The sequence below is a fragment of the Ruegeria sp. HKCCA5929 genome (genome assembly GCF_013034525.1).
In the GTDB taxonomy this organism is placed as follows: Bacteria; Pseudomonadota; Alphaproteobacteria; order Rhodobacterales; family Rhodobacteraceae; genus Ruegeria.
The window spans coordinates 439,254-462,030 of the sequence record NZ_WQGE01000002.1 but is presented as its reverse complement, the minus strand read 5'-3'; the positions used below and the strand labels follow the sequence as shown (position 1 = coordinate 462,030).

Here is a 22,777-nt window from a genome sequence, read left to right as displayed (position 1 = left end):
CGCAAACGCGTGATAGGCCGAAGATATGACTCGCATCCCCACCAAGCAGGAGGTCCTTGACTGGATCTCGGCGAACCCAACCCTGACGTCGAAACGCGATATCGCCAAGGCCTTTGGCATCAAGGGCGCGGATCGGATCGATCTCAAGCGCATTCTCAAAGAGCTTGAGGCAGAAGGGCATCTGGAAAAGCGCAAGCGCAGCTATCGTGACCCGGATCGCCTGCCGCCCGTCAGCGTGTTGCAGGTGAAGGCCCCGAATGAAGATGGTGATCTGTTCGCGCGTCCCCTGGAATGGCATGGCGAAGGTGTCGAGCCCATCGTTCTTCTGATCACCCGCGCAAGCGATCCGGCATTGGGTGAAGGCGACCGAATTCTGGCGCGCCTGACCGTGGTGCATGAAGAAGATCACAATTACGAAGCCCGCCTGATCCGCCGCATCGGGACCAACCCGCGCAAGATCGTCGGTATCTTCCGCAAGGGGGCCGAGGGCGGGCGGATTGTGCCGATCGACAAGGCAAGCTCTTCTGAATGGCTGGTGCCCGAGGGCGCGGTTTTGGGCGCTAAAGACGGCGAGTTGGTCGAAGCGGAACAGGCGGGACCCAAAAACCGCATGGGTCTGCCACGCGCGCGCATTGTTGAACGCTTGGGTGACCCGACGGCGCCCAAGGCGGTGTCGCTGATCGCGATCCATCAGCATGGCATCCCGGATGACTTTCCCGACAAGGTGATCGATGAGGCTGACAAGGCCAAGCCTGTTGGCTTGCAGGGTCGCGAAGACCTTCGGGACATGCCGCTGTTGACCATCGACCCATCGGACGCGCGGGATCATGACGATGCATGCTATGCCCACGCGGACGACGATCCAAAGAACGCAGGCGGGCACGTGATCTGGGTCGCCATTGCAGATGTCGCCGCTTATGTGCAGCCCGGAACGGCCCTGGATCGTGAGGCGCGAAAGCGGGGTAACTCCAGCTATTTCCCGGATCGTGTGGTTCCGATGCTGCCGGATCGTTTGTCGGGCGATTTGTGTTCCCTGCACGAAGGGGTGCCGCGTGCCTGTATCGCTGTGCGAATGCAGATCGATGCGGATGGGAACAAGATTGGGCACAGGTTTGTGCGTGGTCTGATGCGGTCGGCGGCTTCGCTGAATTACACAGAAGTACAAGAGGCCATTGACGGCACCCCCAATGACCGCACCGGGCCGTTGCTGGAGCCGGTGTTGAAACCGCTCTATGCCGCGTACGCCGCCCTGAAAAAGGCCCGTGCGGTGCGGCAGCCGCTGGAACTGGATCTGCCCGAACGCAAGATCGTCCTGTCAGAAACCGGCGAAGTGACGAGCGTGGCGTTCCGCGACCGGCTGGACGCCCATAAGCTGATCGAGGAATTCATGATCCTCGCCAATGTCGCCGCTGCTGAAACCCTGATTGCCAAGCGCCGCCCGCTTTTGTTCCGTGTGCACGAGGAACCCGCGCCTGAGAAGCTGGAAAGCTTGCGGGAAACAGCACAGGCGGCGGGTTTGAATCTGGCCAAGGGGCAGGTATTGCAGACCCGGCATCTGAACGCATTGCTGAACGCAGCTGCGGGGACAGAGGACGCGGAACTCATCAACCTGACCACTCTGCGGTCGATGGCGCAGGCTTATTATAACCCCGAGAACTTCGGGCATTTCGGGTTGGCTCTGCGCAACTATGCGCATTTCACCTCGCCTATCCGCCGCTATGCCGACCTGATCGTGCATCGCGCGTTGATCTCGGCCCATGGCTGGGGCAAGGACGGGCTGACCGAGGATGAAATCATGCGCTTGGACGAAACCGCCACGCACATCTCGGACACCGAGCGCCGCTCGATGATGGCCGAGCGGGACACAACTGACCGCTATCTGGCAGCCTATTTAAGCGAGCGGGTGGGCAATGAGTTCTCTGGCCGGATCAGCGGCATCGCCCGTTTTGGGGCCTTCGTGAAAATGGACGAAACCGGCGCAGACGGACTGGTGCCAGTGCGCTCGCTCGGGCGTGAGTTCTTTCATTTTGACCGCGAGGCCGGGACGCTGATGGGGTCGGACACCGGCCTGATCATCTCCATCGGCCAGCGCGTCACAGTACGGTTGACAGAGGCGACGCCTGTAACCGGTGGTCTGGAACTGGAACTTTTGTCGATCGACGATCAGGCGCTGCCGCGCGGACGGGGTCATTCCAAGCGGGCGACCCGCCGAAAGGCTGTCAGCACCAAGCGCAAGAAGGACAAGATCAAGCGCAAGGTGGAACGCAAGCGCCGTCAGAGGTGATAGGTCAGCGCCCGGGCGATCAGCCACCCGTGGCGGTTCGGATCTATCTGATGCGGGTCGTCGAACAGAACGGCGCGGGTTCCGTCAATGTGATCTTCATTCGGGAAGGCTGAAGTGAAGTCACCCATCAATCGGCTTTGACAATGCACGAACAGTGCAAAATTGGCCGCCTTGTGTGCCCCCAGTCGGATCGTTGATCCTTTGGGCGCCAGGTACGCAGGTTGGCCCCAGCGCAGCTCCTCTCGCAGCGGGTTGGCGGCGGGCAGAGTTGTTGCCGTGTCAATGATCAGGTCGCGCAGCGCAAAGGCCCCTGCGCGCGCGGGCGGTGCCAGGGCCTCGAATGCTGCGGCGACTTTGGGGTTATCAAAAGGTTTCAAACGGGTATCGCCTGTTCCATCCGGTCCACGTAACTGTTCAGCACATTATCCTGTTTGATGCGCCGGGTCAGCGGGGTATCCGCAGGCGTTGCGCGCATTGCAGCGAGCATTGGACCGACGCTCATGTCCGCAGACGTCGGTTTATTCCCCAGCAGGAAGGAGGATTGCCAAAGATAGGCCGAGATCGCCTCAAGATCGCGTTCAACCCTGTCCAACCGTTCGGACAGCGAAAACCGCCCAATCCCTTGAGACGTAATCCCCTTCAGAACAGACTTTCGGATTGCGTTGGACGCCGGCTTGCGGATCAGGGCCGGTATCCCGGTAAAGAAGGTTTCACGCAGGATCGGCCATACGTCGTCATTGCCCCAACGATCCAGAACGATATGAAAATACAGATGTTCTTCGGCCATCCTGACCAAGGCGCGGGATTGCGCTTTTTCAACATCTGTCAGCCCATGATCGAAATCCGCACCCTGGTCTTGTTCCAGCCAATCGCGGATCAGGTCACTGTCGGGGATCAGCCGATCGGGTGTGCGCAGAACGGGTAGTTTCTGGTGCGGCATCTTTCGGGGATCAAGCATGTCAGAGCGCTGCCATTTCTGGCCGGAATGTTGCAGCATCAAAGCCGTTTTGACGCAGAACGGGCTGGCACTGAACAGGCCGAAGGCAGTGGGATAGGTAAGAAGGGTCAGCATCACTGGGCTCCGTTTGTGGGGATGCTTGATACCTAGTCGGCACTGATGACAGTTACTGACATCAGGTTTAAGCTAGGGTGCATCATGTCTCGCACAGCCCGACTGTTCCAATTGATGCAGGCCCTGCGTTCGGGTCCGTCGCCGAAAACCTCGGCGCAACTGGCACAGGATCTGGATGTGTCTGCCCGGACTATCCATCGCGATATCGATGCGCTGCGTGGTCTTGGGGCCGTGATCGACGGCGAAGCGGGGTTTGGGTTTACCCTGATTGAAGACGCGACGCTGCCCCCGCTGGGCTTCACCGATGATGAGCTTGAGGCGCTGGTTCTCGGCCTGCGCGAAGTTCAGGTTATTGGTGATCCGGCCTTGGCGGATGCCGCCAGCGCCGCCCTGCGAAAGTTGCAGGGCCGCTTGCCACCGCGTCAGTCGCACCGGCTGAGTCATGCAATTTTGGCGGCCACCCGATTTAATCGCCCTCCGGCACCGACGATAGACGCTTCAACCCTGCGGCAAGCAGCCTGGGACGAGCGCACGGTAGAGTTTTCTTATACCGACGCAAAGGGAGAGGCCACGCGGCGGCGCGTAGATCCGCTTAGCATCGTCTATATGGACCGCTCGAATGTGTTGCTCAGCTGGTGCCATCTGAGGCAGGATTTTCGCGTTTTTCGCTTGGACCGGATGCAGGATATGTGCGTGACGGATCAAAGCTTTAGGCCAAACCGGGTGCCGATGCTGCGCGATGTGCTGGCCCGCATCCGCGCAGACCGGGAAGCACAAGACTGCGAGACAGGTGCCTGAGCGCTTTGTGATTTGCCGATTTTGCGCTACCTTAGGGGTGAGCAGTAATCAGGAAAAATCGGTATGCATAAATGCGTAGGCGGCGTCATGACCGTCGCATTATGGGCATCCATGGTGCAGGCGGACACAACAGACACTGGAAAATGGTCGGGCAGTGATGCTCTTGGCGAAACGATACAGCTGGCTTCGGCAGACTTGGCTGTTTCGCTTCGACCCGTTCCGCGACCATCGATCGAGGCGCTGCAAGTGTCTGCAGCAGCGGCAGCGCGGTTTCAGGTCTGGCTGAGCGCGTTTCAGGATAGGGCGCGGCAGCAGGGAATATCGCAACGGACGTTGTCTCAGGTGTTTTCGGACATAACCTTTGACGAAGACATCATCGCGCGGGATCGAAATCAGGCCGAATTCTCAAAACCAATCTGGACCTATTTGGACTCGGCGGTTTCGGACACGCGATTGTCAAACGGGCGTGCCGCCATGCAACGGCACCGGCAGGTGCTGAAGCAGATTGAGGCTGAATATGGTGTCGAGAAAGAAGTAGTCACTGCCATTTGGGGGTTAGAAACCTCGTTTGGGTCCTATCGTGGCAGTAGCCGCACGCTCAGGTCTCTGGCGACACTGGCCTTTGACGCACGGCGTGCTCAGTTCTTCGAAACCCAGTTGATCGCTGCCCTGCAGATCGTGCAGGCAGGTGATGTCAGCGCTGCGAACATGTTAGGCAGCTGGGCGGGTGCGATGGGCCACACGCAATTCATGCCGACCTCGTATCTTGATCATGCGGTCGACTTTGACGGAGATGGCCGCCGCGACATCTGGTCAGACGATCCAACGGATGCATTGGCCTCGGCGGCGTCGTATCTGGCGCAGCACGGTTGGACCAAGGGGCAACCTTGGGGGGTTGAGGTGCGATTGCCCGCAGGCTTTGACTACGCTTCGGCCCGGCGAGACTTCACCCGGATGCCGTCCGAATGGGCTGCACAGGGTGTTGTGGGAACCGATGGCAACGCTGTTCCAGACCACGGTCGGGCGGCGATCCTGCTTCCGGCCGGAGGGCAGGGCGTTGCCTTGATGATCTTTGACAATTTCAGTGTGATCGAAGCGTATAACGGGGCCGACGCCTATGTGATCGGTATCGGGCATCTGTCTGACCGGCTTGCCGGAGGCGTGTCGTTTCAATCCAACTGGCCGCGCGCGGACCGGGTGTTGAGTTTTTCCGAGAAAAAGGAACTGCAAACCCGCCTGACCGAAGCCGGGTTCGACACAAAGGGCATTGATGGGCGTACCGGACCAAATACGATCAACGCCGTGCGGGCCTATCAGCTGGCACAGGGGTTGCGCCCGGACGGGTATCCGACTGTGAAGCTTTTGGATCGGCTGCGGTGACCGAGTAGCGAGTTGTCCATGTTTGCTTGAGCCGGTTGTGCGAGACGCAACTGCGTTAAGCCAATTCTTCAACCAGCCTTTTGTAGACAGTGCCCTCAGGCGTTGTGTCGAACGGTGTCGAGAACCATTCCCGATCAATTGCAAGCCTATGGACAGGCACGAGCTGACGGGCGATGTCAGGCGGCGTCGTTTGATCCGTCGTTCCGGTTTCCCAATCGTGAAGCGCAGTTGAGTATCGAACAACGGCGCCGCTGTTCGGCAATTCGATCAAGCCGCCTTCCGCAAAGAACCTGAGCCCGTCGCCCATTTCTTCACCGACGATCGTTAGCTTGTGCCCAAGCCGATACCTGAGGATCGCGACAAAGACGATTGCTGCAGAAAAGGTGAATTTGTCCACCAACACCGCACATCCGCACCGCTGGGTGCTTTCGGTGATTGCATCGATCAGAGGCATGGTTGCCAAAAAGTCGCCCCCGGTGTTGCCCCGAACATCGATGACAAGGAAATTGTCGCGGCGGGCCCGAACCTGTGTGGCGGCTTTGTCGATTGCTTCGGCAAGCGCGCTTTCACTGGGATCGAAGAAACTTGGCAGCTTCAAAGCGAGACCATTTTCAGAACAGTCGTGGATTTCCACGAACCCTTTGTCATTCCTGAGGGGATCGACTTTGCCGTGTTCGTTCCTTGGATACATTTCTGACGCCAGAACAGTATCGCCGTTCGCCACACTTACTGTGTGTCTGCGCCCGTCTGCGCGTTGAAGGTGATACTGTGTCTCATGGTCGAATGGTGCGAAACCCAATTCGGCCAACGCCGCTGGCCAGGCAAATATCAAAGGTCCAATCACACGTTTTCGTTGCGGTGTTCCCGACAGAAGAGAGGCTGCCGCGCGTTCGATCTTTTCTACAGGTGTACCGTTAACGCCGAGCAGCTTACTGGGCGCAAGTTCCGCAAGTGGCGTAAAGGTTTTGGTTAGAAAAACCGATCTCCCAAAGCTCACAAATCGCAGCGGCAGGACTGAGATCGCGTCGTTCGGGATCAGGCGTGTGTGGCCGTTGCCGGAAAGGGCCAAGAGGCGCATTGCCGACAGCAAGAACGGCTCTCGCGCATTCTGAGACGCGTGTTTTCGCGTAGTTTCGATATAGGCGTCGATCTTTCCTGGATCGACCGTCGCAAAGCTTGGGTCGGTTCGTTTCACGACGTCCAGAATGGGTTCGAGGTCTTGGCTCAGCGACACAAAGGATCCTAACGTCCCGGGAAAAGGGAATGTCTAACAAGGGCTAAACCGGACAGTATCATCTGGCCAAGTCCAAAAACAAAAGGCGGCCATTCTAGCCGCCTTTTCCGTGTTCCCGACCGTACCCGGTTAGGACGCCGCTTTCATCAAACCCTGTGCAATAATCTCGGCCTGCGCTTCATCCAATGACTTGTGGATCCGCACAAACATCTCATCGATGTCTGCCGGGGTCAGGATCAGGGGCGGTGAGATAATCATCCGGTCGCCCACATGACGCATGATCAGGTTATTGGCAAAACAACGGTCGCGGCAGATATAGCCCACGGTGCCCGGTTCGGATGCGAATTTGGCGCGGCTGGCCTTGTCTGGGGTCAACGCGATCGACGCCATCATGCCGACGATCTTGGCCTCACCGACCAGCGGATGATCGGCCAGAGCCTCCCATTTTTCCTTCAGGTAAGGGGCGGCTACGTCGCGGACATGCTCGACGATTTTCTCTTCTTCGAGGATACGTAGGTTCTCCAACGCCACAGCAGCGGCGACAGGGTGGCCGGAATAAGTGTAGCCGTGGTTGAACTCGGTGCCGCCGATCACTTGGGCGATCTCATCATTCACGATGGACCCGCCGATCGGCGCGTAGCCCGAGCTGAGTCCCTTGGCGATGGTCATGATATGCGGCTTGATCCCAACGGTTTGCGAGCCGAACCAATTGCCGGTACGGCCAAATCCGCAGATAACCTCATCCGCGATCAAAAGAATGTCGTACTTGTCACAGATACGCTGGATTTCCGGCCAATACGTATCCGGCGCTACGATCACGCCCCCTGCGCCCTGCACGGGTTCGGCAATAAAGGCGGCGACGCGGTCTTCACCCAGTTCCAGAATGGCCTCTTCCAGCTCGCGAGCACGGGCCAGTCCGAAGTCTTCGGGCGACATGTCACCACCTTCGGCCCACCAATTGGGCTGGTTGATGTGGTGAATGTTCGGGATCGGGATGCCACCTTGCGCATGCATCCCTGCCATGCCGCCCAGCGAAGCAGACCCCACGGAAGACCCGTGATAAGCGTTGTGGCGACTGATGATGATGTTCTTGTCCGGCTGGCCCTTTTCGGCCCAATAGGTGCGCACCAGACGAATATTTGTATCGTTGGCCTCGGACCCGCCCGCAGCAAAGAAGACGTGGTTCAGATCGCCCGGTGCCAGCTCGGCAATCTTTGCGGCCAGCGCAATGGCCGGCACGTGGGTCGTTTTGAAAAACGTGTTGTAATAGGGCAGTTCACGCATCTGGCGCGCGGCAACTTCTGCCAGTTCATCGCGACCGTACCCGATATTGACGCACCACAAACCTGCCATGGCGTCCAAAATCTCTTCACCCTCACTATCGGTCAGGTAAACCCCTTTGGCACGGGTAATCACACGCGCACCTTCCTGACCCAGCGCGCCATTGGCGGAAAACGGATGGAGGTGATGCGCTGCATCCAGCGCCTGCAACTCGGCGGTCGGCATATGGTTGGTGATGGTGGACATCAGAGATTCTCCCACAAAAGCAGTTGGGGATCACAATATGATCAAATTTTACACTGTCAATCGAATCGGAGGGAATTAGGCGGAATTGAGGGACTCCGAGATTAGCTCCATACCTTGCTCAATGTCCTGAGCCGTTGCTTTTGCCGCCATTTCAGCGTCGCCGTTACGCAATGCAGTGATGATATCTTTGTGCCGGTCAGGAAGGCTCTGTGTGCCAAAGCGACCGCAAACAACCCGCAAAGACGGGCCAAAGCGCAACCAAAGCCTTTCGGCAAGATCAATGAGGATAGCGGCATTGGCATGGGAATAGAGTGTCTCATGAAACGTTTGGTTCAAACGCAGATATCCGCCAACGTCGCCATCCGCGATCATACGATCCAAATGCTTGTCAACGCGTTCCAGATGATCAATGTCTTCCGCCTGCAAATTGCCAGTTGCGCGTCTGGAAAGCTCTGATTCTATTGAAATTCTGGCAAAAATCATCTGCTCGATATCGGCGGCGCTCAAAAGCGGAACGCTGACGCGGCGGTTGCCCTGAAACACCAGTGCCCCATCCGAGATCAAACGTCGGATCGCTTCGCGTACCGGGGTCATTCCAACACCCAGCGAATCAGTCAAACCTTGGATTGTGACGGGCTGCCCCGGGACCAGTTCCCCAAACAGGATCTGAGATCTGAGGGTTTGATAAACCTGCTCATGTGCGGGTTGTTTTCCGCTGTCGGTTGGAGTTGCAGATGCCTTATTTTTGATCAAATCCAATTGGTTCATCCTATTTCGACTAACCCTGACTTGTCAGGTGACAGACCTCGTGAAACCATACGCTGGATCAGGGGAAAACGCAAAACTTGATCAAATCCAAAAAAACGGGAAAATAGCCGTACACTTGCAGGGAGAAGAATATGACAATCAAAACGCTGACCATGACAGCGGTCATCGCATTGGGGACTTCGGCGGCTTTCGCTGAAGAGGTGCGTGTCTACAACTGGTCCGACTACATCGACGAAGAGCTTCTGAGCAAATTCGAGGAAGAAACTGGTCTGACCCTCATCTACGACGTGTTTGACAGCAACGAGGTTCTGGAAACCAAGATGCTGGCTGGTGGTTCGGGCTATGACGTGGTGGTGCCTTCTGGCACGTTCCTTCAACGTCAAATTCAGGCGGGGGCGTTTCAGGAACTGGATGCGGCCAAACTGTCGAATGCGGGCAACCTTTGGGACGTTATTCAAGAGCGAACTGCTGGGTATGACCCAAACAACGCCTATTCGATTAACTATATGTGGGGCACCACGGGCATTGGTGTGAATGTCGACAAGGTCAAGGAAGCCTTGGGCGACGATGTGGCACTGAACAGCATGGATCTGGTTTTGAAGCCAGAGAACATGGAAAAACTGGCGTCGTGTGGTGTTCATTTCCTTGATGCGCCAGCCGAAATGATACCGATGACCTTGCAGTATATCGGTGAAGACCCGGACAGCCACGATCCGGATGTGATCAAGAAAGCCGAAGACGTTCTAATGGGCGTTCGTCCACACATCCAAAAATTCCACAGTTCGGAATACATCAACGCGCTGGCGAATGGGGACATTTGCGTTGCCGTGGGTTGGTCAGGTGACATCCTGCAGGCACGAGACCGCGCAGCCGAAGCTGAAAACGGTGTGAACATCGAATATCATCCGTTCGCGGAAGGATCGCTGATGTGGTTTGACCAAATGGCGATCCCGGCGGATGCACCGAATCCAGAAGGCGCGCATAAGTTCCTGAATTTCATCCTGGATGCCAACAACATGGCTGCCGCGTCCAATTACGTCTACTACGCCAATGGCAACAAAGCATCGCAGGAATTCCTTGAGGAAGACGTGATTGGTGATCCGGCAATCTATCCGGATGATACGACAATGCAAAACCTGTACATCACGACGCCTTACCCTGCGAAAACGCAGCGTGTCGTGACCCGCCTTTGGACCAAGATCAAGTCAGGTACCTGATCCGGTTTCACGGCGCGGGGCGGTCGAATGACGGCCCCGCACACAAAATGTCCAAACTGACTATGCGGGGGCTGCCTTGAATTCTGACGTCTTTGCGCCGTGGGATGACCCACAGGCGAAACCCTTGATCCAGTTTCAGAACGTGACCAAGCGCTTCGGTGAGTTCACGGCGATCGACAATCTGTCACTGGATATATTCGAGCGTGAATTCTTTGCCCTGCTTGGTCCGTCGGGATGCGGCAAGACAACGATGATGCGGATGCTTGCCGGGTTCGAGACCCCGACTGAAGGTCATATCCTGCTGGGCGGTCAGGATATTGACCCTATTCCACCCAACAAGCGCGCTGTGAACATGATGTTCCAGTCATATGCTCTTTTCCCGCATCTCAGCGTCTGGGAAAACATCGCGTTTGGTCTGCGTCGGGACAATATGCCGAAACACGACCTTGAAGAACGGGTTGAAGAAATGCTGCGCCTGACCCGATTGGAGCAGTTTGCCCGCCGTAAGCCGCATCAGATTTCAGGTGGACAACGACAGCGCGTTGCTTTGGCGCGCTCTTTGGCGAAGGCTCCAAAACTTCTGCTGTTGGATGAACCGCTGGGCGCGCTCGACAAGAAACTGCGCCAAGATACGCAGTTCGAATTGATGGATATTCAAGAGAAAACCGGCACCACATTTGTGATCGTCACCCACGATCAGGAAGAGGCCATGACAGTCGCCAGTCGAGTGGCGGTGATGGATCAGGGACAATTGATGCAGGTTGCCACGCCCGACCGGATCTACGAGAACCCGGCCTCGGTTTATGTCGCTGATTTCATTGGAGATGTGAACATTATCGAAGGCCGCGCAGCCCCATCGGGTGAGGATACTTATCAGATTGATTGGGCCGAAGGTCAGGCTCCTATAACGGCGTCATCATCAACGGGCTTCTCAAACGGTCAGTCCTGTCATCTGGCAATCCGCCCCGAAAAGGTGACCATCTCAGCCGAGAGGCCAGCCGACGCGGTCAACGCTGTTCAGGGCAAGGTTCATGACATTGCCTATCTGGGCAATCTGTCCACCTATCACGTCGAATTGGCAAACGGCACAATCATCAAGGCGCAGACGGCCAACACCCGCCGCATCTCGCGCCGTTCGTTCACTTGGGAAGACCCGGTCTGGCTGTCGTGGACAGCGACGGCTGCGGTTTTGCTGGCGAACTGATGCGCCGCGCCGTTTTAATCGCGATCCCATATGTCTGGTTGCTGGCACTGTTTCTGGTGCCATTCTTCATCGTTCTGAAGATATCGCTGTCAGACACCGCACTTGCCATCCCACCTTATACTCCGACGTTAGATCTGTCCGCCGGTTGGGCGGGGCTCAAAGAGTTCTTCAGCCAACTGGATTTTGAGAACTATGTCTGGCTGACTGAGGATGATTTGTATTGGAAAGCCTACCTGTCCAGCGTCAAGATCGCTTTGATCTCGACCTTCTTTACATTGCTGGTCGGCTATCCCATCGCCTATGGCATGGCCCGCGCGCCTCAGGAATGGCGGCCAACGCTTATGATGCTGGTGATCCTGCCCTTCTGGACCTCATTCCTGATCCGAGTTTACGCGTGGATGGGTATCCTTTCGAACGAAGGGTATCTGAATCAAATCTTGCTGTGGACGGGTCTCATTTCGACGCCGCTGACGATCCTGAATACCTCGACCGCTGTCTATATTGGCATCGTTTACACCTATCTGCCCTTCATGATTCTGCCGATCTATTCGGCGTTGGAACGTTTGGATGGGTCGCTGATTGAGGCGGCCGAAGATCTGGGCTGTTCGCGTTTGCAAGCCTTCTGGCTGGTGACCATTCCACTGTCCAAACCCGGCATCATTGCAGGTTGCTTCCTTGTGATGATCCCGGTGATCGGTGAGTTCGTGATCCCCTCGCTTCTGGGCGGTTCGGGCACGCTGATGATTGGCAAGGTGTTGTGGGAAGAGTTCTTCTCGAACCGAGATTGGCCAGTGGCCAGTGCGGTGGCGATTATCTTGCTGCTGATCTTGGTGGTTCCCATCGTGCTGTTCCAGCGCAACCAGCAGAAACAGGCGGAGAGTGACGGATGAACAGGTTAAGCTGGTTCAATACTGTTTCGCTGACGCTGGGATTTGCGTTCCTTTACATCCCGATGATCATCCTGATCGTTTTCAGCTTCAACGAAAGCAAACTGGTCACGGTCTGGGCCGGGTTTTCCACCAAGTGGTACGGAGAGCTTCTACAGAACGAGGCGTTTTTGGATGCCGCCTGGGTCACAGTCCGGGTAGCGGTTTTTTCGTCAACACTGGCAACCATTTTGGGAACGGCTGCTGCCTATGTGCTGGTCCGCAGCGGACGGTTTTTTGGTCGGACGCTGTTTTCTGGCATGATCTACGCGCCGCTGGTGATGCCCGAAGTGATCACCGGCCTTTCGTTGTTGCTGCTGTTTATCGGCATCGGTCTGGATCGAGGAATTCTGACTATCGTTCTGGCGCACACCACCTTCTCAATGTGTTTTGTGTCGGTAGTTGTATCCTCGCGTCTCATCACATTTGACCGATCACTGGAAGAAGCCGCGCTTGACCTCGGATGCTCACCCGCGCAAGCTTTCCGCCTTGTCACCTTGCCGATCATCGCACCGGCAGTGATTTCGGGCTGGTTGCTTGCCTTCACCTTGTCGCTGGATGATCTGGTGATTGCGTCTTTCACATCAGGGCCGTCTGCGACGACCTTGCCGATCAAGATTTTCTCGGCCGTACGTCTTGGTGTAAGCCCGGAAATCAACGCGCTGTCCACGATCATGATTGCTGTGGTGACGGTTGGGGTCATCACGGCCTCGCTTGTAACCAAACGGGCAATGGTTCGTCAGCGGCAGGACGAATTGGCCGCTGCGCGCACCGAATGAAGCGGATTTTTCCGAACTACGCGTACAGCAACGCACCACGCGACGGGTGTTGGTGGGATGAAACGGTTTCCAGCCCCGATTGGCCAGAGGTTCAGGAAGACCTGCAAGTAGATGTCGCCGTGATCGGCGGTGGTTTTACGGGGATTTCTGCGGCCTTGCATTTGGCTGAAACCACTTCGGTTGCGGTATTAGAAGCCGGCCCTCCGGGATGGGGTGCGTCCGGACGCAATGGCGGCTTTTGCTGTTTGGGTGGCTCAAAACTGAACCATGCCGCGATGGCACGCCGGCATGGTCGCACCGAGGCGCAGGCCTATGAAACAGCCGAAGCAGATGCCGTGCAGTTGGTCGCCGATCTTCTGGCGCGGTATCAAATCGATGCCGACACGCATTCGAACGGTGAAACCCAACTTGCGCATTCAAAACACGCGATGGATGTGTTGCGCCAAAAGTCAGACAAGACCGGAATAGTGCACGAAGCCAAAGACTTGCCCGCGTTGGGAATGGAGGGGGCATTTTACGGGGGGTACACGATGCCCGTCGGATTTGGGTTGAACCCCCGAAAATACCTATTCGGGATTGCCAGCGCAGCCAGAGCCAAAGGTGCACATCTGTTTCAGAACAGCCCGGTTTTGGGTATCGATAAAACCGCTTCGGGGTTTGCATTGCGTACCCCAGGAGGGCAGGTCAATGCGCAAGTTGTTTTGGTTTGTACCAACGGGTATTCCAGCGAAGATATCCCGGATTGGATGTCAGGGCGTTACCTGCCAGCACAATCGACCGTTATGGTCACGCGACCGCTCAGCCAGACCGAGCAATTGGAACAGGGCTGGACCTCGGCCCAGATGTGCTATGACACGCGTAATCTTCTGCATTATTTCCGCTTGATGCCGGACGGGCGATTTCTGTTTGGTATGAGGGGTGGGTTGCGCTCTTCTGCCCGTTCAGAGGCATCAATCCGGGCAAAGGTTCAGCAGGATTTCAAAAAGATGTTTCCCGCCTGGGCGAAGGTCGAGGCCACGCATATGTGGTCCGGGTTGGTGTGTATGTCGCGTGCGTTGACGCCCTATGTTGGACCTGTACAGGGGCAACCGGGTATGTTTGCCGGCTTTGCTTATCACGGAAATGGCGTTGCCATGGGAACCTACAGCGGACGGGCGCTGGCCAGGTTGGCCCTGGGGCAGAGTGCCGGTTTGCCTGCAGCTATGTGCCAAACGCCTGAAAAATTCCCACTGGGGCGCTGGCGTCGCGCGCTCATGCCGCCAGCCTATGCCCTGATGGGCCTTGCGGATCTTAGATAAAGGCGAAAGTCACAGGGCCGCTGCTTCCAGCTGCAGTCCTTCGGCATAATCGGGCGCGCCGTTTTCCGCGCGCCACAGGCAATAGGTGGCCATGCGCCACGCATACCAAGGTTTTAAGCGCCGGTAACGGTCCGCAATTTCCGGATCCCCGTAGGCGTTCAGAAACTGCTCTTCTTCGAACTTTGCCAAAGCGGCCCCTCGGTACAGGCGTTGCATGGCCGGAGAAAGAAACAGTGCCAAATCCTCGGTTGGATCACCAAGGGCAGGGCATTGCCAGTCGATCAGTGTCAGGTTTGTTCCTGCAACCAGGATGTTCCCAGCTACCGGGTCGCCATGAATCAGGCACGTCTTTTTCGCAGGCGCCACCGTTTCCATGGGTTGCTGTTCCAACAATTTGTGCCGCGTCTCGGATGAGCAGCCCTGCAGAATACGAACCCCATGCGTCCTGAGGTCCTCACTGCCGTTGCATCCGGCTGGGGCTGAAAAAGAAAACGTGAGGTCGTGTAACCTGCGCAGCAACGCACCAACCTTGTCGGCTCCTTCCTGCCAGGGTGTTCCGGGCGCATGGTCATAGAAGACCCAATGCGCGTCCTTGTACCGTCCTGAGTCGCGCAATCTTGGTACGAACCCTTCTGGCCCGAGGGTTTTGAGGCATTGCGCCTCTAACTCTGGATCATTGCGAAACAAGGGGTTGCGAAGGGCCGTGTTGTACAGCTTCAATACCTTGTCGCCGCTGTCTTCCAAAACCTTCCATACCCGATTGGTGCGCCCGCCATAGAGTGTTTCAAATCGCGCGCGCGCGCTGACCAACCCCTGAGCGCAGAGGTGGTCAACCAGATCGCGAGGAGGGGCAGGTGTTTCAGGCAGGGGTCGTGTCACTTCTTTTGGCGAGTCGATTTGCCAAGCTTTGGACGCTCCAGCGCTCCAGATCAAGCGCCAGTTCGGACGGCGTTTACGTCGCTTGCTGAAATCACTTCCCCGCCGCTAAGGGTTAGAAGCACTGTATTACCGCCAACCTGAGCCTCTATGACGCGGTTGTATGCTGCGACTGGTGTTTGGGTCAGCAGCTCTCCATTTTTGTAGCTTTCCAGCGCCGCTGTGTAGTTGCCGGCGCTCATTGGATTTCCCGACGAGGTAACGCCGGCCCACACAAATTCGGATTGAGCAGGGGGTACAGTTACTTTGTCGAGCACGGTCCCATTTTCGTCACGTATCACCAGCTTGGCTGTGTCAGCTTGTGGATCAGCCTGGGCAAACAAGGTCTTGGGCTGTCCGTCAAAGTGAAAGGCGGAAGTTGATCGGACGTCCATACCGACCCAGCTTGCAAGGTCACTAAGGTTCACACTGCCCAGCGTGCTTGCCAACGATGACAGATGATCATTGGTCTGAACTTGCTGCTCGACCATAGAGAACTGGGCCAGTTGCGACGCGTATTGTGTCGAGTCCATCGGCTCAAGCGGATCCTGATTCTGGGCTTGCGCTGTGAGCATCAGCAAAAAGGTTTCGAAATCCGATGTAATCGCGGACGTCTGTGCGTTGTTTGCAGACGGCGGAGAGCTTGCTGCCTGCGCCGTATTCACTGGGGTGATCATGTGTCAAAACCTCATATCAATGCCCCGGCTTGGGACTAAAATTTGTGGAAGAGAGTCGGTTTGAACATCCGAATCGCCTTTTTTCGGTTCAAAGACGGATCCCGACTCGGTCTCTTTGGTGTTAGCCCCGCCCGTATCCGCGTCGGAGGCTGTACCCAGATCAAAGCTCAACGCACCGTATCCCAATTTCTGAAACTCTTCCGAAAGTACGGAAATGTGACGTCGCATCAGCTCCAGGGTTTCTGGACGTTCCAAGGCAATGGTCATGTGCAGCCCGTCATCGCGCCCGTTCAGAACAATGGAAACACGCCCTAATTCTTCGGGGTTCAATGCAATTTCAGTTATCCCGGTCCCCGGACGCGTCTGAATGGTCGCTGCCAACTGCCCGGCGATAGCACGGGCGAGCTCGGCGCGAGCTGATGCAGACGGCGCAGAAAGCTGCGGCGTTGTTTCTCTCGGAGCGAGTTGGAGCGGTTCGTCCTTGGCGAAAACTGTTGGCTCAGCTTCCTGAACAAGAGCGTTCTGTTCTTTTTCGGCAAGCGTTGCCATCAGTTGAAGCTGTGCAACGGGTGGCGCGCGATCTGGTATTGCTGGTTTGGACGTTGCGGGTGTGACTTCTGTTGGTTGTACAGGGTCAGTGTTTTGAAAGTTGGGACCGATGTCCGGCACGCTTAATTTGCCGGTTGCCTTGGTCATTTGCTCGATAGGTCGGCCATTCTCGGCTACCTTCACAGGTATCGGCTGTTGGGCCACAGCAGTGTGAACCAGTCCTGCATCAGGTCGACCTGCTGTGGGTGCAACAGGATCGGCGCGGTTAGGCTGGCCTGAGGACGTAGAAATTTGCGGTTGCTCAGGCAGTTCACTGTCAAAAATCCGCGGAACACCTGCTTGTAGGTGAGTGCTTGGAGGCTGATCTCCTTCAGGAATGAACATCCTGTCGGCACGTTTTGTTGAGTTGCCCGCCAGAGTCGCAACAAGTTGCGGTTCCGCAATCGGGGCAGCTTGGGGCTCTGTTTGATCTGCTGATTCTGTTTCAGTTCCCGAGTCTTGCATTTCAGGAGCAGTAACCAGCAGCTCGGGTTCAGGCGGCTCATCGCCGCCCGTTTCTTGCCCAAGAATGTCTTCAAAGCTTGTCACTTCACCGTTCTGGCCAGCCTCATTGCGCGTCGAGGCGGGTTTGGCAGCGGCTGTTGAGGTCGTTGTGGGCAGCATAACTGGGTTGGGCATTTTGCTCCGGCTCCGTGTGATTGCTCTGGACTCTGCCCGCAGGAAGTTACGTTTATTTTAACTGCTTTCGCCTTTGATCAAGAAAGTTCGAAGCAAATTTCGGAGAAAACAATGCAGGTTTCAAACAGCCTCTCAGCGGGCCCAACACCCTTGGCCCAAACCCGTCTTAAAAACGCAGCCATAGAGTTAGAGGCGGCTTTTTTAAGTGAAATGCTCAAATCAGCTGGGCTGGCGCAGACACGACAGAGTTTCGGCGGCGGGGTCGGCGAAGACCAGTTTGGATCGCTTCTTGTTCAGCACCAGGCGCAACAACTGGCCCGGACCGGGGGCGTTGGGTTGTCTGAAATCCTGCTCAAGTCACTGATGGAGAAAGCCGATGACATTTGAAGCCGACATGACGCTGATCAAATCACTGGAAGAAGTTCTGGATCTTGAGCGCGCGGCCCTTGTGCAAGGGGATCTCGATCGCCTGGCCCATATGGTGCCGGAAAAGGAGAAACTGATCGGTGCAATCAACGATCTTCAAGTGCAGGACAGTGACGCGTTGATTCACGTCCAGCGCAAGGTCGAGAGGAATCAGGCGTTGCTGAACAGTGCAGCCGACGGCATTCGGGCGGTTGCCACCCGTATGGCCGAACTGCGGCGTGTTCGACAGGAATTCAGCACCTATGGCGCCGACGGTCAACGCAGTCAATTTGCAGTTCGCAGCACTGTAAAGTTGGAAAAGAGGGCATAGGCAGAAGTTTGATTCAAATCCGAAATTATGGGTTCTGAGGTTTTAGCATTCCGTTAGGGGGTCTGGTTCAAAAGTGGTGCTGCACCTGGAAACGGCAGGTGGCGCGAACGGCCAAGTGGCGCGTCGCACAGGTCAGAAAGACACCAAAGCCCGCAGGTCTTGTGGGGTGAACATGGGCAAAATGGCCCAAACGGAAAAGGATGAACGCTATGTCCAGCATTCTGACAAACAATGGCGCGATGGTTGCGCTGCAAACGCTGAAGTCTGTGAACAAGAACCTGGCGATGACCCAGAACGCGATTTCGACCGGCAAAGACGTCGCAACAGCCAAGGACAACTCGGCGGTTTGGGCAATTTCGAAAGTGATGGAATCGGATGTCAAAGGTTTCAACGCCATCAAGGACAGCCTGGCGCTGGGTGAATCTACAGTCGCCGTTGCACGGAACGCGTCGGAAACCGTCACAGATCTGTTGACGCAGATGAAAAGCAAGATTGTCGCTGCGCAGGAAGACAATGTTGATCGGGGTAAAATCAACGATGATGTGACAGCATTGAAAGAGCAGATCGCATCGGTTGTCAGCGCCGCCCAGTTCAACGGCCTGAACCTGGTTGATGGATCAGCAGGCTCAGCCTCGATTCTGGCGTCGTTGGATCGCGACAATACCGGTGCAGTTACGGCATCTTCCATCTCGGTATCCGGGCAGAACCTGTCCACTGGCGGCTACGCCACAAAACAGGTCTTTGATGGGTCAACCGGTGCGTCGACCGGCAATGATCGTGTTGGCGCAACCATCGACAACGGTGCGACCGCTGCGACCGCGTTGGTGACCGATGAATCCAGCGGTGCCTTCGCCGCTGGGGACAAGGTTGTCGTCGCAATCAATGATCAGGTTGTATCGTACACTGTGTCCGCAGAGGACGCTGCGGCGACAACCACGGGTGACCTTGTCGCAGTGGGACTGAAGTCAAAGATTGAAGAGCTTGGAATTACCGGCCTGACGGTCGACTATGATTCTGGTACAGCCGGAACCTTGTCGGTAACCAACGGCACGGGTTCTGACCTTTCTTTCTCTGCTCAGTTCGTGAACGCGGGTGCTGGTGGTCTTGGCGCTCTGGCCGGTATTGATGTGTCGACAGGTGCGGGGGCGACCGCTGCATTGGCTGCTGTCGAGTCGCTGATTGACACGTCGATCGACGCATCGGCCGCTTTTGGTTCGGCGCAAGGCCGAATTGAAACCCAGAAAGAGTTCATCTCGAACCTGTCTGACTCGTTCAAGTCCGGTATCGGCTCGCTTGTCGATGCAGATATGGAAGAGGCCTCGGCTCGTCTGCAGGCGCTTCAGGTACAGCAGCAGCTGGCAACTCAGTCGCTGTCGATCGCCAACCAGGCACCGCAGTCGATCCTTTCGCTGTTCCGCTAATCAAAAAAGCAGGCCGGGGCATGGTTTTTGTGCCCCGGCCCTGATCGCCTGACGGCGACCCTTTGGAAGGATTTCAAGTGACACCGCAAACCCTCGCTCAACACAGCTATGCGCAAACCGCCACGCCAACGAGGACGCCTCGCGATACCGAATATGAAGCAATCTCCAGAATCACGCGGCGCCTCAAGGCTGCAACAGCACGCAAAGCGACGGATTTCTCGGCCTTTGCGCAGGCGGTGCATGAGAATCGGCGGCTTTGGGGGGTACTAGCAACAGGCGTTGCGGATTCCGCAAACGCGTTGCCGAACGATCTGCGGGCGCGGATATTCTACCTTGCCGAGTTTACCGAACAACACAGCAGTCGTGTATTGGGAGATGGGGCAGCGGTTGAGCCATTGTTGGAAATCAACACGGCTGTCTTGCGCGGCCTGCGTCAGATGAGGGCAACTTAATGAGTGGACTGGTCCTGAAACTTGCCCCGAAAGAAAGAGTGCTGATCAACGGCGTGGTTATCGAAAACGGGGATCGCCGCAGCAGGTTTTCAATCATGACGCCGCAGGCCAATGTCCTGCGTTTAAAGGATGCGATCCATCCGGACGAAGCCAACACGCCGGTGCGTCGCGTTTGTTATGCAGCACAATTGGTCTTGTCTGGTGACATGGAACCGGAACACGCCCGGCAGCAACTGCTGCGCCGCGTAGAGGAGTTGAGTCAGGTTTTCACGGATGCAGACAGCCGCCGCGTTCTGTCTGAGGCCACCGACGCGCTGGTGGCCGAGCACTATTACAAATGCCTCAAGTCCCTCCGTTCGCTTCTGCCAAGAGAAGAGCGCCTGATGGCGTATCAGCAATGACCTTTCAGCCTGTTGTCCCTTCCGGAGGAATCGTTGGCTGGCGATTTCTTCAACGCACTTACGAAGGCCAGTTTCAAAGCTTTTCCTCGTCAGCGGCGAATGATCGAGAGACGAAATATTTCATGGAAAACATTGGCAAAGTTCAATCTGCAGAAGACCTGGTATCGGATCGCAGACTGTTGCAGGTCGCTTTGGGTGCGTTCGGACTGGAAGGCGATTTGGATAACAGGTTTTTTGTTCAAAAGATCCTTGAAGATGGCACGCAGGCTGACGACGCTTTGTCAAATCGCCTTGCAGACAAGCGGTATCGCGAGTTTTCAGACGCTTTCGGGTTCGGCCCTGGGGCTGTCAGGAAAACGGCGCTTAGAACAAATATGGAAGAAATTGCGCAGGCCAATTTGTCCGCTCGGTTCGAAATCGCCGTAGGCGCTTCGGACGAGACGATGCGTATCGCGCTTTATGCTCAGCGGGAGCTTGCAGAGCTGGCAAACAGCACGTCAAGTGCCGATACCAAGTGGTTCGATCTGATGGGGTTGCCGCCCTTGCGCAGCATGATGGAGACGGCGCTTGGGTTGCCTCCGTCCTTTGCTCAGCTGGACATTGATGCGCAATTGGTCGAATTCAAAGACAGGTTGTTTCAATTGACCGGATCAGAAAATCTGGCGCAGTTCTCGGATCAGAACGCTGTCACGGAACTGACCGACACCTATCTGGCCCGCAGCCAGATTGCACAGCTTCAGAACACGATTTCACCGGCACAGACTGCGTTGATCCTGCTTGGGGCTGTGTGAACGGAACGTTCCGCCTGAGGTCGGATTGCGTCTGATGTTGGGCTGGATCACCGGACGCCAGATGGATTGCCAAAGCACAAGTATCAGCCTTAGCCGTCCAGTATAGCATCCGCCGCAGTGCGCAAGGCGTAAGATACGACTGGTTGAGACACATTGTGTAACTCTACCGCACCCAGCGGCAAAGCGTTGGAGCATGCTGGTTCAATGTCTTCGGACACAACAATCCGATGCCCTTTTGTTTTGCCAAATTCCCCCAAACGCGCGGCTATATTTGCGGCTTGACCGATAACCGTGAAATCCAGGCGCTCGCGCGACCCCACGTTGCCATAAGTCACGCGCCCGTAAGCCACGCCGATTGAACAGTCGCAATGTGCATCAGAGCCGTCTTTTCGCAGTTCACCCAACGTTTCCACGATTTGAATTGCCGAACGTTGTGCATTCACCCGAGCGGTCGTGGCGTCCTCTTCCGAAACTGGAAAGACGGCCAAAACAGCGTCACCAATGAACTTTAGAACTTCTCCTCCGTTGTCGTGCACGATGCCCGACACCGTTTCAAAGAACGCATTCAACACATTGATGTAAGCGGCTCGGCCCAGTCTCTCTTCAAGGCTTGTCGAGTTGCGGAGATCGCAGAACATGATCGCCGCGTCGATCTCATCCCCATCGCCGCGCCGGATCTCTCCGCCCAAAACGCGGGCGCCTGTGCGTTTGCCGACATATGTTTCCAGCAAAACCTGCGCGTTTTCACGTTGCATGAAAACTTCGTAGAACCGAGCGATCACCGCAGAACACTCGAACACCAGGCCCAGGTTTTCCGTGGTAAACCCATCCGGATGATCACAGGTCAGCGTCAGAACATTTGTCCGCCCATCGGAAAATGGCAGCGGCATGGCCACATAATCGGTTGCGCCTTTGGCCCGTAAATCCTCCATGATCGGGAAGCTGTTATGCGGGTTGTCATCGTTCAGCCGTTGCCGCACGCCGCCAAGACCGTTCGAAACATGGCGCAGTGGGCTGTTGATAAAGGCCGGATGATCATAGATTTCATAGGTGGGTGCTCGGGTCAGAATCTCTCCTTCGCCTTTTTCCCAGATATAATGCTTGCCCACGATCAGGGGGTGTAGGGACCATGCCAAAATACTCAGACGCTGGATCGCGATACCGTGCTCCAGCATTTTTTCAGCTAGTGCTTCGGTAAAGCTCTCTGGTGTCGTGGCTGTAGACGCACCGCGCATCAGCCAATCAATCAGAGGCCCGCTTATGTTGCCATCATCAACTTCGCGCAGGCGGTTGTCGCCCAAATCTATCCGTGTATACGCGCCAGCTGTAAAACCGATGCAGCCTTGTATTGCTTTGCTTTCCGGCAAAGTGTCTTCGTAGGCCCAGACGGAATTGGCCAGCGTTTCACCTGGCAGGCTGATGTCGTGATAGGTGGCGGTGCCCTTGAACGGGCAGAAGGTTTGCAGTTCGGTTTCTGCGCTCAAATCTACACATACGTCCGCACGCGGCACGTAAACCGTGGGCGGCAAGCGCGTTTCATACATAACCTTGGCATTTGTGCTTTCAGCCAAAAGGACGTCATCTCGGTAAATCGCAATCCTGCCGCTCAGAGGTTCGACAGAGATTCCGTAACCGGTCATCTTTGGTGCGGCGTGGACGTTCATAAGCGA

23 protein-coding genes are annotated in these 22,777 nt (G+C 56.3%); 14 read left to right on the top strand and 9 right to left on the bottom strand.

Annotated elements, in window-relative coordinates:
- The first annotated feature begins 25 nt into the window (after positions 1-25).
- The gene (rnr, locus tag GOV90_RS07010; RefSeq protein ID WP_171095748.1) at positions 26-2,284 is read left to right on the top strand and encodes a ribonuclease R; all 2,259 of its coding nucleotides are present in this window, start codon (positions 26-28) and stop codon (positions 2,282-2,284) included.
- Here the strand turns inward: rnr and GOV90_RS07005 are convergent.
- Together GOV90_RS07005 and GOV90_RS07000 are read right to left on the bottom strand one after the other, a co-directional pair.
- A complete protein-coding gene (locus GOV90_RS07005; protein WP_171095750.1) occupies positions 2,275-2,661 on the bottom strand; it encodes a DUF1801 domain-containing protein in 387 nt (128 codons plus the stop codon). The genes rnr and GOV90_RS07005 overlap by 10 nt on opposite strands.
- Positions 2,658-3,356, bottom strand: a complete 699-nt coding sequence (locus tag GOV90_RS07000) for a glutathione S-transferase family protein (RefSeq protein ID WP_171095752.1) — start codon at positions 3,354-3,356, stop codon at positions 2,658-2,660. The genes GOV90_RS07005 and GOV90_RS07000 overlap by 4 nt, the downstream gene beginning before the upstream one ends.
- 84 nt (positions 3,357-3,440) lie before the next feature.
- Here GOV90_RS07000 and GOV90_RS06995 point away from each other — a divergent pair, with 84 nt between their 5' ends.
- Both GOV90_RS06995 and GOV90_RS06990 read left to right on the top strand, forming a co-directional pair.
- Entirely contained in the window at positions 3,441-4,154 is a 714-nt protein-coding gene (locus GOV90_RS06995) for a YafY family protein (protein WP_171095754.1), read from the top strand.
- A gap of 87 nt (positions 4,155-4,241) precedes the next feature.
- A complete protein-coding gene (locus GOV90_RS06990; protein WP_254440143.1) occupies positions 4,242-5,534 on the top strand; it encodes a lytic murein transglycosylase in 1,293 nt (430 codons plus the stop codon).
- A 55-nt stretch (positions 5,535-5,589) separates the two neighbouring features.
- Here GOV90_RS06990 and GOV90_RS06985 read toward each other — a convergent pair whose 3' ends face one another.
- From GOV90_RS06985 to GOV90_RS06975, 3 genes are all read right to left on the bottom strand, one after another.
- Entirely contained in the window at positions 5,590-6,768 is a 1,179-nt protein-coding gene (locus GOV90_RS06985) for a peptidase S41 (RefSeq protein ID WP_171095757.1), read from the bottom strand.
- Positions 6,769-6,897: 129 nt separating this feature from the next.
- Positions 6,898-8,295 carry an aspartate aminotransferase family protein gene (locus GOV90_RS06980; protein WP_171095759.1) on the bottom strand — a complete coding sequence of 466 codons (1,398 nt, stop codon included), beginning with the start codon at positions 8,293-8,295 and terminating at the stop codon, positions 6,898-6,900.
- Positions 8,296-8,370: 75 nt separating this feature from the next.
- Positions 8,371-9,054 (bottom strand): GntR family transcriptional regulator, encoded by a 684-nt coding sequence (locus GOV90_RS06975; protein ID WP_371732518.1) that lies wholly within the window; start codon positions 9,052-9,054, stop codon positions 8,371-8,373.
- Between the two features lie 140 nt (positions 9,055-9,194).
- Between GOV90_RS06975 and GOV90_RS06970 the strand changes: the two genes are divergently transcribed.
- The 5 genes from GOV90_RS06970 (at position 9,195) to GOV90_RS06950 (ending at position 14,487) form a co-directional block, all read left to right on the top strand.
- On the top strand, positions 9,195-10,280 hold the full coding sequence (locus GOV90_RS06970; RefSeq protein ID WP_171095764.1) for a polyamine ABC transporter substrate-binding protein: 1,086 nt from the start codon (positions 9,195-9,197) through the stop codon (positions 10,278-10,280).
- Between the two features lie 76 nt (positions 10,281-10,356).
- Positions 10,357-11,484 (top strand): ABC transporter ATP-binding protein, encoded by a 1,128-nt coding sequence (locus GOV90_RS06965; protein WP_171095765.1) that lies wholly within the window; start codon positions 10,357-10,359, stop codon positions 11,482-11,484.
- Positions 11,484-12,374 (top strand): ABC transporter permease subunit, encoded by an 891-nt coding sequence (locus GOV90_RS06960; protein WP_171095767.1) that lies wholly within the window; start codon positions 11,484-11,486, stop codon positions 12,372-12,374. The genes GOV90_RS06965 and GOV90_RS06960 overlap by 1 nt, the downstream gene beginning before the upstream one ends.
- Positions 12,371-13,189, top strand: coding sequence for an ABC transporter permease (locus GOV90_RS06955; RefSeq protein WP_171095769.1), 819 nt, complete (start codon positions 12,371-12,373; stop codon positions 13,187-13,189). Before GOV90_RS06960 ends, GOV90_RS06955 begins: the two co-directional genes overlap by 4 nt.
- Entirely contained in the window at positions 13,186-14,487 is a 1,302-nt protein-coding gene (locus GOV90_RS06950) for an FAD-binding oxidoreductase (RefSeq protein ID WP_171095771.1), read from the top strand. Before GOV90_RS06955 ends, GOV90_RS06950 begins: the two co-directional genes overlap by 4 nt.
- A gap of 9 nt (positions 14,488-14,496) precedes the next feature.
- On the opposite strand, the gene GOV90_RS06945 is transcribed toward GOV90_RS06950, so the two are convergent.
- From GOV90_RS06945 to GOV90_RS21350, 3 genes are read right to left on the bottom strand one after another with little or no spacing between them, the layout of a single operon-like run.
- On the bottom strand, positions 14,497-15,366 hold the full coding sequence (locus tag GOV90_RS06945) for a phosphotransferase family protein (RefSeq protein WP_371732519.1): 870 nt from the start codon (positions 15,364-15,366) through the stop codon (positions 14,497-14,499).
- A 50-nt stretch (positions 15,367-15,416) separates the two neighbouring features.
- Positions 15,417-16,079, bottom strand: a complete 663-nt coding sequence (locus GOV90_RS06940; RefSeq protein WP_171095773.1) for a flagellar hook capping FlgD N-terminal domain-containing protein — start codon at positions 16,077-16,079, stop codon at positions 15,417-15,419.
- 3 nt (positions 16,080-16,082) lie between these two features.
- Positions 16,083-17,216 carry a flagellar hook-length control protein FliK gene (locus GOV90_RS21350; protein WP_171172831.1) on the bottom strand — a complete coding sequence of 378 codons (1,134 nt, stop codon included), beginning with the start codon at positions 17,214-17,216 and terminating at the stop codon, positions 16,083-16,085.
- A gap of 201 nt (positions 17,217-17,417) precedes the next feature.
- On the opposite strand from GOV90_RS21350, the gene GOV90_RS06930 reads away from it, so the two are divergent.
- From GOV90_RS06930 to GOV90_RS06905, 6 genes are all read left to right on the top strand, one after another.
- A complete protein-coding gene (locus tag GOV90_RS06930; RefSeq protein WP_171095779.1) occupies positions 17,418-17,693 on the top strand; it encodes a rod-binding protein in 276 nt (91 codons plus the stop codon).
- Complete coding sequence (locus GOV90_RS06925; RefSeq protein ID WP_171095781.1) at positions 17,683-18,042, top strand: flagellar export chaperone FlgN; 360 nt, start codon at positions 17,683-17,685, stop codon at positions 18,040-18,042. Before GOV90_RS06930 ends, GOV90_RS06925 begins: the two co-directional genes overlap by 11 nt.
- Before the next feature lie 209 nt (positions 18,043-18,251).
- Positions 18,252-19,463 carry a flagellin gene (locus GOV90_RS06920; protein WP_171095782.1) on the top strand — a complete coding sequence of 404 codons (1,212 nt, stop codon included), beginning with the start codon at positions 18,252-18,254 and terminating at the stop codon, positions 19,461-19,463.
- 77 nt (positions 19,464-19,540) lie between these two features.
- On the top strand, positions 19,541-19,915 hold the full coding sequence (gene flaF / locus GOV90_RS06915) for a flagellar biosynthesis regulator FlaF (RefSeq protein WP_171095785.1): 375 nt from the start codon (positions 19,541-19,543) through the stop codon (positions 19,913-19,915).
- Positions 19,915-20,316, top strand: a complete 402-nt coding sequence (flbT, locus tag GOV90_RS06910; RefSeq protein ID WP_171095786.1) for a flagellar biosynthesis repressor FlbT — start codon at positions 19,915-19,917, stop codon at positions 20,314-20,316. The genes flaF and flbT overlap by 1 nt, the downstream gene beginning before the upstream one ends.
- A complete protein-coding gene (locus tag GOV90_RS06905) occupies positions 20,313-21,107 on the top strand; it encodes a DUF1217 domain-containing protein (RefSeq protein ID WP_171095788.1) in 795 nt (264 codons plus the stop codon). Before flbT ends, GOV90_RS06905 begins: the two co-directional genes overlap by 4 nt.
- A gap of 89 nt (positions 21,108-21,196) precedes the next feature.
- Here GOV90_RS06905 and GOV90_RS06900 read toward each other — a convergent pair whose 3' ends face one another.
- Positions 21,197-22,771, bottom strand: coding sequence for a DUF427 domain-containing protein (locus GOV90_RS06900; RefSeq protein WP_171095790.1), 1,575 nt, complete (start codon positions 22,769-22,771; stop codon positions 21,197-21,199).
- Between the last annotated feature and the right edge of the window lie 6 nt (positions 22,772-22,777).